10 protein-coding genes are annotated in these 12,539 nt (G+C 56.4%); 4 read left to right on the top strand and 6 right to left on the bottom strand.

Features of this window, described 5'->3' with window-relative positions; translation table 11 throughout:
* Positions 1-55 precede the first annotated feature (55 nt).
* Positions 56-1,975, bottom strand: coding sequence for a translational GTPase TypA (typA, locus tag AC1EJ1_RS07475; RefSeq protein ID WP_480295619.1), 1,920 nt, complete (start codon positions 1,973-1,975; stop codon positions 56-58).
* A 339-nt stretch (positions 1,976-2,314) separates the two neighbouring features.
* Positions 2,315-3,880 (bottom strand): hypothetical protein, encoded by a 1,566-nt coding sequence (locus AC1EJ1_RS07470; protein WP_480295618.1) that lies wholly within the window; start codon positions 3,878-3,880, stop codon positions 2,315-2,317.
* A 348-nt stretch (positions 3,881-4,228) separates the two neighbouring features.
* Between AC1EJ1_RS07470 and AC1EJ1_RS07465 the strand changes: the two genes are divergently transcribed.
* Positions 4,229-5,143 carry a D-hexose-6-phosphate mutarotase gene (locus AC1EJ1_RS07465; RefSeq protein ID WP_480289411.1) on the top strand — a complete coding sequence of 305 codons (915 nt, stop codon included), beginning with the start codon at positions 4,229-4,231 and terminating at the stop codon, positions 5,141-5,143.
* Between the two features lie 163 nt (positions 5,144-5,306).
* On the opposite strand, the gene AC1EJ1_RS07460 is transcribed toward AC1EJ1_RS07465, so the two are convergent.
* Positions 5,307-6,170, bottom strand: coding sequence for a DUF3825 domain-containing protein (locus AC1EJ1_RS07460; protein ID WP_157886376.1), 864 nt, complete (start codon positions 6,168-6,170; stop codon positions 5,307-5,309).
* Positions 6,171-6,569: 399 nt separating this feature from the next.
* Between AC1EJ1_RS07460 and AC1EJ1_RS07455 the strand changes: the two genes are divergently transcribed.
* Positions 6,570-7,166 (top strand): Pycsar system effector family protein, encoded by a 597-nt coding sequence (locus tag AC1EJ1_RS07455; RefSeq protein ID WP_480294295.1) that lies wholly within the window; start codon positions 6,570-6,572, stop codon positions 7,164-7,166.
* Between the two features lie 67 nt (positions 7,167-7,233).
* On the top strand, positions 7,234-7,905 hold the full coding sequence (locus tag AC1EJ1_RS07450; protein WP_480295617.1) for an adenylate/guanylate cyclase domain-containing protein: 672 nt from the start codon (positions 7,234-7,236) through the stop codon (positions 7,903-7,905).
* Between the two features lie 9 nt (positions 7,906-7,914).
* On the opposite strand, the gene AC1EJ1_RS07445 is transcribed toward AC1EJ1_RS07450, so the two are convergent.
* Positions 7,915-8,610, bottom strand: a complete 696-nt coding sequence (locus tag AC1EJ1_RS07445; RefSeq protein ID WP_058237072.1) for an adenylate/guanylate cyclase domain-containing protein — start codon at positions 8,608-8,610, stop codon at positions 7,915-7,917.
* A 297-nt stretch (positions 8,611-8,907) separates the two neighbouring features.
* The gene (locus AC1EJ1_RS07440) at positions 8,908-9,882 is read right to left on the bottom strand and encodes an NAD-dependent epimerase/dehydratase family protein (protein WP_034662607.1); all 975 of its coding nucleotides are present in this window, start codon (positions 9,880-9,882) and stop codon (positions 8,908-8,910) included.
* Positions 9,883-10,253: 371 nt separating this feature from the next.
* Here AC1EJ1_RS07440 and AC1EJ1_RS07435 point away from each other — a divergent pair, with 371 nt between their 5' ends.
* Positions 10,254-10,724: a type IIL restriction-modification enzyme MmeI gene (locus AC1EJ1_RS07435; protein ID WP_425304311.1), complete on the top strand. Its 471-nt coding sequence runs from the start codon at positions 10,254-10,256 to the stop codon at positions 10,722-10,724.
* 70 nt (positions 10,725-10,794) lie between these two features.
* Here AC1EJ1_RS07435 and erm read toward each other — a convergent pair whose 3' ends face one another.
* The gene (gene erm / locus AC1EJ1_RS07430; protein WP_016456425.1) at positions 10,795-11,649 is read right to left on the bottom strand and encodes a 23S ribosomal RNA methyltransferase Erm; all 855 of its coding nucleotides are present in this window, start codon (positions 11,647-11,649) and stop codon (positions 10,795-10,797) included.
* Positions 11,650-12,539 lie beyond the last annotated feature (890 nt).

Here is a 12,539-nt window from a genome sequence, read left to right as displayed (position 1 = left end):
CTGAAATTTCGCCGAGTGGTCGCTTGCACGCGTCTACTCGGCGAAAAAACCTAGACTACTTATCTTTACGACGTTGACGCGCTGCGATCTTAAAACGCTCCTGCGAATCCAACACGACCTTACGAATACGAATCGCCTCAGGCGTGACCTCAACACATTCATCATTAGACGCGAACTCCAGCGACTCTTCCAGCGTCAGTTTTCGCGACGGAGTCAACGTTTCATACACATCAGCGGTGGCCGAACGCGTATTCGTCTGCTTCTTCTCACGCGTGATATTGACGTCCATATCCTCGTTACGGGGATTCTCCCCTACAACCTGACCTTCATAAACCTCTGACCCCGGCTCAATAATGAACGATGCGCGCTCCTGCAGGTTGGTCATCGCGTAAGGCGTTGCCTGCCCTGCACGGTCAGCAACCAAGGAGCCGGTCAGCCGCTGCTCAATCGTCCCCTGCCACGGAGCGTATCCCTCCGAAATTGACGAGGCGATTCCCGTTCCACGAGTTTCAGTCAAGAAACGCGCACGGAAGCTAATCAGCCCGCGGGCAGGGATCGTGAACTGGAGGCGGATCCAACCACTCCCATGATTAGCCATCGAGTTCATGCGGCCTTTACGCTGAGCCATCAGCTGGGTCACCGCGCCCAGATACTCCTCAGGAATGTCAATGGTCATCTGCTCCATCGGCTCGTGAACTTTACCGTCAATTTCCTTGGTCACAACCTGTGGTTTACCGACAGTAAGCTCAAACCCTTCACGCCTCATCTGTTCGACGAGGATTGCGAGCGCAAGCTCGCCTCGTCCCTGAACTTCCCACGCGTCGGGCCGAGAAGTCGACAAAACCCGCAACGACACGTTACCCACCAGTTCACGATCGAGACGGTCCTTAACCTGGCGAGCAGTCACTTTCGCACCCTTGACACGCCCAGCCAGCGGCGAGGTGTTGATTCCCACGGTCATGGAAATCGCGGGGTCATCCACCTTGATCAAGGGAAGTGGACGAGGATCGTCGAGGTCGACCAGCGACTCACCGATCGTAATATCGTCGACGCCGGCAATTGCAACGATCTCGCCGGGGCCAGCCTCTTCAGCAGGCACGCGCTCCAAACCTTCTGTGCGTAGTAGCTCCGTGACGCGAACAGACTTGATGGTGCCGTCATGACGGGCGAGCCCGACGTTCTGTCCCTTTTTCAGGGTGCCGTTGTGCATGCGCAGCAACGCCAGACGCCCTAGGAAAGGAGAGGCATCGAGGTTGGTGACATGGGCTTGTAGAGGAGCCCCCTCGTCGTAACTGGGACCGGGAATACGTTGCAAGATGGTTTCAAAGAGTGGCTCGAGGTCTTCTTCCGGAAGCTTGCCGTCGCCGGGATTCGTCAATGAGGAGACGCCTGCTTTAGCTGATGCGTAAATCACGGGCACGTCCAGCAATGCATCAACATCCGCTTCCACGCCTTCGTTCATGAGGTCTTCAGCCAAGGACAACAGAAGGTCAGTGGTTTCCGAGACGACCTCTTCAATGCGCGAATCGGGGCGGTCCACCTTGTTGACAACAATGACGACCCGCAGTTGAGCTTCGAGGGCTTTGCGCAGGACGAAGCGTGTTTGCGGCAGCGGACCTTCAGAGGCATCGACGAGGAGGACGACGCCGTCGACCATGGACAGCCCGCGTTCAACCTCGCCGCCAAAGTCGGCGTGACCTGGGGTGTCGATGACGTTGATGGTCACGCCTTCGGTCAGACCGAGTTTTTGCGCAGCGGGCCCGCGGTAGTGCACAGCGGTGTTCTTGGCGAGGATCGTGATGCCTTTTTCACGCTCAAGATCACCCGAGTCCATGACGCGTTCGCCGGTCTTTTCCACCGAATCATGTTCGGAGAAGGCTCCTGATTGCCAGAGCATTGCGTCGACAAGCGTGGTCTTCCCATGATCCACGTGGGCGACGATAGCGACGTTACGAATGTCCTGACGCACAGGCATTGCCTGCCTCCTTTATGGCGACGATCGAAGAAAATGCGCCGAGTGGACCCGTGCAAGCGACCACTCGGCAATAAACGTCTGGGGTTGCCAGTTGAGTGTAGGGGTCGATTCCTCTTCACGCAGCTGTGCACACGAAATACCAGATTAATCACTCATCGGCGTCTCCGATAGAGACGAGCATGCGAAATCGAACACTTTACGACACACAATGTGTTCCGTTTCATCCTGGAACTGCGGCTCTTATCGATCACGACGTCTCATCGTGTACTTGTTCTCATCCCCTAAGGTCGAAGCGGCTTGGTCAGCATCGCGACGTTTCGGCCGCCGCTCGGTCTAGGGTCAGCACACCGCCGCCACTTGCCAGCTATGGCTCACCGACTCGTCCCGCGTCCACGCATTTCGACGCCGATCAAAAAGCGCTTTCTTCCACGAGCGCCGCATGGGAATGGAAGCCGAATGGCCTAACAGCTGGGCAATCCTTCTTTCGAGATACGGCGTCTCGCCGCGAAGATCTTTACGACGAACCACGAGGATAGTCCACCCAGCCTCTTCAAGAACCTGGATCCGCCAGCGGTCATGTTCGGCTTGTGGACCAGTTTCCGGATGGAACTCCTCGCCAAAATATTCGACACCTATCTTCACCGCTGCGTTTTTTAACCCGCTTGAGATCTCACCAGTAGCCCCTCCGGGCACATGGTGCGCGCCCTCGCTCCGCACCCCTGTCGAGTCCGCCCTCGACCGTCCGAGGCTGCATATTTGCAGCTTCGAGCGCCCACCATCTTGTGCAGGCAGGCACCATCCCAGATCGATTCGGAACGAGCCTTTACCGCTGGCATGCCCTCCACACAAGTTGGTGCTGTTCTGCGGGCAAACGAGGGACTCTTCGCTGTCCGTCACCGAGTCCCGCGCCTCACTCATGCTCCTACTTTTCGCGATTCGGCCTTGCTGTGTGGCGCTGACACGCACAGGGATTTGAAGAATTGGACGGGGAAGGCCTGCTTCACGTAAACGCAGACGAAGGGCAGTTTCCTGAACTGATTCGGATCTGATGTCGGCATTGTTAATCGCAGCACGTAAAATCCGTACACCTCGCCTGCCAGCCCTCGCCTGCGCGGCCTCTACCAGCTCGTCCACTGTTACGAGTCCCTGGCGCAAAAAGCCTTCAATCCACGCTGTCGCGAGGTCAATCGTCGCCCCCATCGCAACATCGCACACTGTGCGCAAAGCGCTCGTGACGCGCATGCCCTCCATGCTCACGATTTCGCTTTCATCAACTTCCATAACTCTGCATGCAACACCAGGTCGGCGTACTGCGCGAGTGCCGGCCGGGCGAAGCACACAGATCCGAAAGGCGTCATCAGCCTCATGGCTATCCCGCACACTAACCCCATACATTAAAGCGGCGGTTTCACCGGCAAAAACAGCATCATCAGGCAAAATCGCCGCGACCGCATGCATCATTTCGCCGTCGAATAGCCGGCGCGATACATACCATCCGCGCGCCAGGTGAACAATGTGTCCAGAGCGGCACGCGCTCTCAATTTGTGAGGTTTCCACTCCAGCCCGCCGCAGTTCATATGTCGATGTCACGACGCGCGAGCCAACCATTTCACGATCGGCACACATGACCGAGGGAGGCTGCGTCACTCCGCCGAGTTCTTTAAGGTCTGTCTGCCACTGCTCGAGGGTGCGCGAGCGGAAACGCAAAACTGGTGAACCACGCGAGGCAGCAAAGCGCTCGCAGTGCGTCAAGGTTCGGATCCCCTCGCGAATGGGCCTCGTAGCAGATGAGCCCGAGTTCTCGCCGTGGGTATCGCCACGCGCCTCTTTCGACTCCGTGGGGATCGTGACTGTGCCATTGCGACGGAGTTCTGGCTCGCTGTTTACGCCCTTCCTAGTGGTCATGGCAGCCACTGTGCAGTACGACGCGGCCACCTGGCAGTGGCCGTCACCGAGTTGTGGACGTGGCCCCCACGGGTGAAAGTAGTGTGGATAAGACCATAGCCAGCCACATGCCTGTGGATACTGCTCATCCACGCACGCGGCACCTCCCCAGAATTACTGATTCACCAACTCCGCCCCCTCCCTCGCACCGCTTCGGGCTCCTGTAGTTCACGGTGAAGACAACAGCGCATCAGCCTCCCTCGCCAATGCCCCACCGAATGGCGCACAGCCCGAATGATGTTGTTCCTTCTTGTGCAGCCCGCATGGCGAATGCGCCCATGAAAGCCTGTTTCGCTCTACTCTTAAACCATGACGGATTCATCAGCACTTCCCACTCCCCTTAACCTGGAAGGTTCATCCTCGCGGGCGTCGATCTCCCCGTTCGGCGCTCAGGTGCTCGAGTGGACGGTTGACTCTGATACACCCGTGATCTGGATGTCTCCGCTGGCAGCACACGATGGTGTCCGTACGCCACGAGGAGGGGTCCCAATATGTTTGCCGTGGTTCGGAGCTCATCTGAGTGATCCTGAAGCTCCCAAACACGGTTTCGCGCGCACCGCTATGTGGACTCAGATCAGCCCAGATCCTGCCGACAAGGACATTGCGCGCGGGGAAAGCGACTCCACGTATGCCGAATTCGCCCTGGCTCATTCTCCTTCACAGAATTCCAGCCAGTCGGACCAGCCAGTCCAGCCAGGCGCCGACGGCTATTTTCCTTTCAGTTTCGAGGCGAACCTTTCGATCGACGTAACCGATTCCCTGATGATGAGGTTGACTGTGACGAACACAGACACTCGACCGTTTACCTTTCAGGAAGCTTTCCACACCTATGTGGCGGTTGGCGACATCAAAGACGTCACGATTGAGGGCCTCGACGGCGCTTTCTACGACGACAAGTCGCTTGCACGCGACCACTCGCGCAAGCAAATTGGTGAGGTGACGTTCGTACGGTACACGGACCGGATCTATCACTCTGATGCGAACGTGCAGATCCGCGATCCCCGTTTCCGGCGGATCGTCTCGATTGAAAAGTCCGGCTCGGCCAACACGATCGTGTGGAACCCCTGGTCAGACACGGTTGGCCAATTTGATGATCTTGAATCGCGCGCATGGCAAGAGTTTGTTTGTGTCGAGTCCGGCAACGTTGCAGACGAAGCGATCGAACTCGAACCCGACCAGTCTCACACCATGACTGTCTCGATTTACGTTGACTCGATGGAGTGAGCAGCGATCCCTCACCGAGGAGCTATGGCACAGCGCCTCACTCGCGAGGTCGCACCAGATCCTTGCTCACCAGTGTCACCTAAATCTCACTCTCCGAAGTGCCCTAGATCCTCACTCCCCAATACCGCCGCTGAGCCCCACTGAACAGCGCTGCCCCACCGCCTCAGTCGACCTCGTCAGGTTCTCCCGCGCTGGGTAGAAGCCACTCGGAGTCAGGACGAGCGACGAGGCGGGCATTCGAGTACGCCATCTCCAATGTCAACACGGTGTGTCCGCGGTATATGCGCTCATTAGCCTTGGACACTACCAGCGCCAGATCTGCTCGACCATCACTGTCAAGATCCAACGGCATCAGGAACTGTGCCGTATCTTCAGGCGCGGCCGGATACCACTGAGGCACGACCACTTTATAGTTGCGGCGAGTCTTGCGCAGCGCCCAGTTCACCGCAGAATCAAGCGCCTGTCGCGCGCGGACCGGGTTCGCCTGCAAATCCAGTGGAAAGCGGTCAATGTTATCGCCCAGGATGTGACTGTAAGCCAATTTGAGTTCGCAGCTGCAGTCGTATACGAGGTCGCCAGCTGTTCTCACGTACTGTGCCATCTGCGGCAAGGGGTCAAAATTAGCCAGAAGATCTCTGTTGGACTCGGTAACCCATCCCTTGAAAAACCAATCTTGCGCGTCATCGTTGCGGAAGTGGTTCCTCTCAAAAAGCGCAAAGAGCTCCTCTGAAAGTGCAGTCAGCAGTCCAGTATTAAATGCAGCGTATTGCCCATCAGCGCTCACATCGATCTTGTCTTCGGTGACGAGGCGCTTGTACGTGTAGTTGACATAGTTGTTGAGGATCGGATGGTCGAGTGACCGGGTCGCCTCGCCCCAGTCTTCGTCCTCGGCAAGCGCGGCAAGCTCGTTCAGTGTCTGGTTCCACGCCAAGAGCGGACTGTAACGAGGCGCAGCGCCGCGCTCATATTTCACACGAAAAGGGAAGAAAGCAAACTCACGGAGCCGATCCGGATTTCCATTCGTCACGTAAGCCTCCTCAGCAGGTTCGAGGTTTTCCTGTCCTCGCATATAGTGCGTCACTCCTGATCTCTTACTCAGCGCCTGTGCCGACGCGCGCTCGCACCCAACTGTGCGGCTGGCTCGCGCCCAAGCTGGCGATTGCCACGCCTCTCTCTCGGTGAGAATCCGACGTGCGCAGCGACCACTCTATTCACACGTTGAACCGGAATTCGACCACGTTTCAGAACAGGGTAACCTCTGGATCGGTAGGTGGTGCGTCCGCCGCAGTCGCCCCGGCAGCACCGGGGCAGGAGCGTAAACCGTCTTCAAGCTCTACCCGTGACTGCCAGCTCGTGGTCCCCATTTGAGACTCGCGTGTAACGGACGTTCCTGAAGTATCTATGTAAATCTTAGTACTCTAGAGCTATGTTTCGAATGCCGTCTCGGCGCGGTGGACGACGGACCACCGAGGGCCATCCGCACGACGCGACCACGCGCGTCAGCTCACCCGAGCCTAACCCAGATCACGCATGGAAGACTCTCGCTTTGGTGAACGAGTGGATTCGCCACTCAGATGCGAAGGCCAGCGTGACACTTGCCTTCACCGGGGTGATGGCAACAATGACGTACAACCTCGCAAAGGACTTTACTTCCCGGACTGCACTGTTCGACACTCTCGTTGGGATGGCCTGCTTGTTTCTTTTTATTACCGGCGCTTGGTGCGGATGGACACTGACACCGAGAGTCAAGGATAAGGATGCAGATCAGGACGCGATCAACAGGCTGTTTTTTGGAAGCATCGATCGAAATTTCAGGGGCAAGAGACACGAGTACAGCGAAGTGCTCCATGTACTGACCTCTGACCCTGCTGAGCTGACGAAAGATCTCGCTGACCAGATACATGTCAATGCTCGGATTGCCACGGTAAAAGCATCCGCCGCAAAGTGGGCCATCCGGTGTGCTCTCGCTGCAGGAGCCGCTATCGCAGTCCTGGCCCTCGTTGTCGGCATCACGAACAGTTAGGACGCAAATGGACGGAAACTACAGACCGTATGACTGGAGGGCCAGCTCGGCCCGGATCCAAGCGATCTTGGACCAGCCGGCAGGAGCGTATGAGGAGGTAGACGGGCTTCCTGACCGAAACAAGCTCACGTTCTCCAACGGCTTCTACGGCATGTGCTCGGCGATCTTTATTGACATCCGAGACTCGTCCGGCCTGACGTCGAAGCACAAGAGGCCCGTTCTTGCGAAGATCTACCGGTCGTTTATCTCGGAAATGGTCGCAGTCCTGAATTCGGCCCCCTATGTGCGCGAGGTGAATATCGTCGGCGACTGCGTGTGGGCCTCCTACAAGACGACGCAGGTCAACCACATCGACGATGTGTTCGCTACCGCAGCGCAGGCCAATACCCTCTTGGAGCTCCTCAACCACCACTACGAGAAGGCAGGGATCACCCAGCTCCGCATCGGCATAGGCGTGGAATACGGGAGGGTCCTCATGATCAAGGCAGGGTACAGCAGCAGCACGATCAACGACGTCGTGTACATGGGCGACGTCGTCAACAGGGCAGCCCACCTAGCGCACCTGGCGGGGCGCGGTTGGGGATCGAGCCCGGTTGTCGTCGGGGATGTCTTCTACTCGAACCTGAACGATCACAATCAAGGCCTACTCCGGCCGCAGTGGACGTCCGGCATCGGAACCGTGTACCAGGGAAATCCCATCATCCCGCAGATGGAAGAGTGGATCAGCTCCCTCAGTTGACATCCCCCGTCAGACCGGCCACCAGAACCCCGACCCGTAGATCCGATAGCCCATGTCGGAGGTCCCCAGGTCAGTCCACATGTTCCGCTTCGGGTTACCCCCTAGCTTCAAGGTCTCATTCAGACTGCTGTAGACATCGGCAGTGATGTAGGTCGGATAGCGAGGATCGAGCGTGGCCAGCTTCGCCGCTTTGTTTGCTGCGTTCCCAACCCACACTAAGTCATTGCTGCCTCGGATGCCTGTTCGGGCGACGAAAAGCTTCGAGGTATCGATGCCGACTCGCTGCTCTAGCACGAAGGTGCTCTTCGGGTACTTCTCAGCGATCTTCGCTGCCACGATATTCTTCGAAGCCCAATTGATCTGGAGCCCACACTTCGCGGCGGCGGTGTTCTTCGAGTCCCCGATGAACACACCCATGACGCGGTCCCCATCGAAGGCCGTGACGATACCACCCCGCGCTCGAATGATCTTTGCTGCACAGTAGAGATAGCTCTTGTAGACCTCCGCAGCGAACCAGTCCTTGTACCCCTTGACCATCTTCGTCGACGACGCAAGATCCGCGTAGAGGACAGTTGCGTCGAGCTCGACAGCAAGATTCTTCAGCGGAAGGTCATCGGCGTCGGGCACCTTCTGGCCTGCGCGACGTTCCCACTGCTCGTCGACGGTCTTCTGGACGTACTCCTCCAGTTCATCTTTCAGACTCATGCCGAGGCTCCTCCCCACGCTCACTCTAACTGTTTGCTCATTCAGCTTAGCCATTGCGCGGTGTCAAAAGGGTTGCTGCGATAGGTCTGCTCGCGACCCTTCACATACGCCAGAGGTTATATGACGAAACGGAACTCCACGGAGAGGCGAAAGAACGCTACATCGCTCCCCGTCATGAAGAGCTAGCACCGCCGAAGTTCCCCTCGAGTCAGATTCGGACTCATTCTCACAGTCAGTCGCGGAACGAAAACCAACTCAGTACGGTCCCGACTGCAACTAAAACTGTTCCTGCCGAAACTAAATGCCACCTTCTAACCGCTGGCGAAGCACGACTTCCTCTTCATCGCTGAGCCCAGCGAGTCTTTCACCCTGCTGTTCTTCTTCAAATCGCAGCGCATCCGCCAATGTCTCTTTCAACGGGCGAATCTGCAGGCCCGCTTCGTAGGCTGCGGTGCAATCGAGTAGCGCGATGTTGCGAAACTGTTCACCTGGTACCCACAACGGCAACGATTTTGGGCCCATCCACGGGGTTACATCATTAGCGAGAAGCAGTTCATCAGAGCAAGGTCGCTCCGTAGCCTCCGATGCGGTTAACTCACGCGAAATCTTGAACACATCGGACAAGGAAGTAGCAAACCCCGTAGCATTAAAGGTTCCGAAAGTCCCAACTTCTGCAGACTCAACTATCCAGCCTGCAAGGTCTTTCACATCAATCATAGCGACGGGAAACGCCGGGTCTGGGACGATCACGTTCTCACCCGTGGGATGCGCGAAGCGCCACGGATAGTAACCACTGCGCCCTGTTTCGTCGCCGTAGCCAGCGATCAGACCGGGTCGAACTACCATTACCGACCGATTTGTGCTGCGATAAATCGTTTCGCAAGCAGACTTTGCGGCTGGGTACTGCCCCATGTCCTCCATGTAGTCAATTTCAAGCGGAGTGACTACGGAATCAGACTCGGAAGAAATACTTCCCTGATCCTCATATACGCTGCTCGAAGACACAAATATACGATGCTTGGCCTGGAGTTTCGCCGCCGCATCCCGCGCATGCTTCGGCTGACTCGTCAGATCCACAATGGTATCCCAAGTTTTCCCCGCAACCTCATCGTACGCACCGTCACGGTCACGGTCCGCACTCACAAACTCAGCTCCGTTGGGAGCCTTCCCGTTACCTCGTGCAAGGCAAGTAACTTGATGGCCTCGGTCGACTGCTGCAGCCGCAATGTGTCCTCCAAGGAAACCGGTACCACCGAGCAATAAAAAGTTCATGTCACTAGTTGTACACGAAAACTTCTCACACGTGACCAGTCCTAATCCCAGCGCACCCAAGCTAGATTAAGATGTCAGAGCAGGATTGCCCCACCATCTGCCAGAGCTTCTTATTCGGCTAACCTACACATTGAACTTAAACTCGACGGAGTGTCGTCGATAAATAACTATTCGATGCGCAAAGTACAACGAAATACCGCTAGAAACAGACAACATATGGGGGTGCACAGAAACACATATAGGTTCTGCGGAAAACCTATAGGGTGCGTCGCTAAAAACCGCTGTGCGCGAAAAACATAAAGGGTTTACGGACCCGGTCCCAGACCCCTCAATACTCTGAGCCGGAAGAATGGAAAGTGGAAGGTTGATGTATCCCCACTATTTATTTTTTCCGTTTTTCGGAGTACATCGGGAGCTACAACTGCGGACCAGCTCTGTGTGAACTAGATGAGAAGGCGCAGCAGCGAATCATCGACGCTGGACAGTTGGTGCTGCGGGCACGCGAGCGGCACCCCCAGCGGTCACTCGCGGAGCACTACAACCCGTTATCGATGGACCCAATTCTGCTCAAGGCCCACAACAACTTGGACCGGGAAGTCGATAAGGCTTTCGATGTGGCACGCAAACTCACCAACGAGCGCCAGCGCCAGGAGCTACTGTTCGCCAGCTACGGGGAGTTGGCGAGGGGCTATGTCTCCTCGCTTTCATCAAAATCGAAACCACCAGCAGGGTCGTTCCCCGTGCGGGTGATTTTGATCGGTCCCGCTGCTGGGTGTAGAACCCTGTCGCTGGCAACGCCGGGAACTATGACTGTGCCCGACGAGAACACGTCACTGCCATAACGCGGCTCACGGTAGACGAACATGGGTCGTTCACTACTACTGGTGGATTTCGGTTTTGGTGGTGGGGGGATTACCGCCGCCGGCCTCGATTTTTCCGTTGAGGAGGGCGTTGACTACTTCCCGATTGTGAAATGGGCCGATGGCGCGGTGAAGAGGAACCAGTCACCTGGAAGAGATCGATCCAGTCGCTGGTGTGCAATCTGGGAGGTAGGGTTGCGGGGTCGATTCCTCGCGAGCGCAACCATGATTGTGTCTCTGAACGTGATGAAAACAACCCTGCCCTTCGGAGAATTTCCCCTATCCCGCGTCCCCGGGCGGTGAAAACGGTGTGCACCATCGCCTGAAAGGCTTTGCGTTGCTCTATCGGGATCTTCGGGTCACCCACCCGGCGGATCACTAAGATCCCCCCGTCAACGTTTGGCTGTGGCCGGAAAGCAGACCTTGGTACTCGGGAACCAAGGTGAAACGTGAACCATGGGGACCACTGAGCTGTCATCATCGTGCTTGCACCTACCCCGGCCCGGCGGCGAGCGACTTCCCACTGCATGAGGAGTACAGCGGCAGTCCATGCCGGCGCATGCAACAACTTTCGAAGAATGGCAGTGGTGAGGTGAAAGGGAATGTTTCCCACAATGACGCAGGGAGTGGCGGGTAACGGGAAGTTGAGGAAATCATCATGGACCACTTCGACCGACGCCGAGGCGGTCTTTTTTGTGAGTTTGGCAGCTAGTTTTGCGTCTACCTCAACTGCCGTTATTGCCCTCCCCAAGTGGGATATCGGGTGAGTGAGGGCACCGCTTCCTGGCCCGATCTCAATGATGGGGCCGGAGGTTTGTTTTACAAGATCGACGATGGAGTTGATGATCTTGTGGTCTGTGAGAAAATTTTGGCCATGTTCGTGACGGCCGTATCCGTATGTAGACATCAGGTGTGCTCCGTGGAGTTGAAACGGAGCCGGGCATGGCAAATGGCCGCCCGGCTAAAGGACCGGAGCGGTTTCTAACCTGCGGGAGGGAGAAAACCGCCTTAGCGGCTGGTGAGCGGCCGCATGAAAACGGAACCTGAAATCAACATGGGCCTATCGTATCCAATTAATTTCGCAGGGTCCAATACGGTGAGAAAGAAGACAACCGCACCGCAACAGTGCAAGACCTCTCTGGATTGGAATTTAATTGAACATGGGTTTGGGGTACGACGCGCCCTACTCGGAGTGGCACGGACACTACGGCTGCGCGCCCACACACAACAGTAAAGAGCTCGGCAATGCACAGACACGTAACGAGAGCGCCACAAATGTATGTACGTTTAAGTTACAGCATCGACACTGACGCTCCACATGGAGGGACGGCCGCAGCCCTGCAGCAAGCACACGGCAGGGTGTCTGCTTCGGGCGACGTGAAATTACGCAGAAAAATACGAAACACATCACCGCAGGTCACGGTAGGTATTTGCGGGTCATTTCGTAATCTCGTAAACGAAAAGAACAAAACTACGAAACACAAAAACATACGTTGAGCAGCGTAAATGGTTTTCGTTTCGTAATTTTTCCACTTTTTGAAGAAAATCTAAATAAGAAGAGACACCTTGATTGCGATTGTGTCCCGTGTCACATAGCTGCAACCCCTGCAGCGTGCCCTCAACGAGGACGCTCTGTGTCGTAGACATGTGCCTGCAATGCGTGTCTGTGTCTCTCTCTTAAACGGTTTGGGTCGAAATACCGCAAAATTACGAAACACCGCCGAAATGTGACGTGTCTATGCAGGTCACAGCGTTATCGCGTGTTTCGTAGTTTTGTTCTTTTCGTTTGCGGAAATC

Source organism: Pauljensenia sp. C0170B4 (genome assembly GCF_056590235.1).
The sequence above is the reverse complement of the archived record's forward strand: the minus strand, read 5'-3'. Positions and strand labels throughout refer to the sequence as shown.

Excerpts from the sequence above, each read along its gene's own strand:
- AC1EJ1_RS07440 (WP_034662607.1), bottom strand. The coding sequence starts at position 9,882 with ATGAACTTTTTATTGCTCGGTGGTACCGGTTTCCTTGGAGGACACATT.
- erm (WP_016456425.1), bottom strand. The coding sequence starts at position 11,649 with ATGTCTACATACGGATACGGCCGTCACGAACATGGCCAAAATTTTCTC.
- typA (WP_480295619.1), bottom strand. The coding sequence starts at position 1,975 with ATGCCTGTGCGTCAGGACATTCGTAACGTCGCTATCGTCGCCCACGTG.
- AC1EJ1_RS07465 (WP_480289411.1), top strand. The coding sequence starts at position 4,229 with ATGACGGATTCATCAGCACTTCCCACTCCCCTTAACCTGGAAGGTTCA.
- AC1EJ1_RS07470 (WP_480295618.1), bottom strand. The coding sequence starts at position 3,880 with ATGACCACTAGGAAGGGCGTAAACAGCGAGCCAGAACTCCGTCGCAAT.
- AC1EJ1_RS07455 (WP_480294295.1), top strand. The coding sequence starts at position 6,570 with ATGTTTCGAATGCCGTCTCGGCGCGGTGGACGACGGACCACCGAGGGC.
- AC1EJ1_RS07445 (WP_058237072.1), bottom strand. The coding sequence starts at position 8,610 with ATGAGTCTGAAAGATGAACTGGAGGAGTACGTCCAGAAGACCGTCGAC.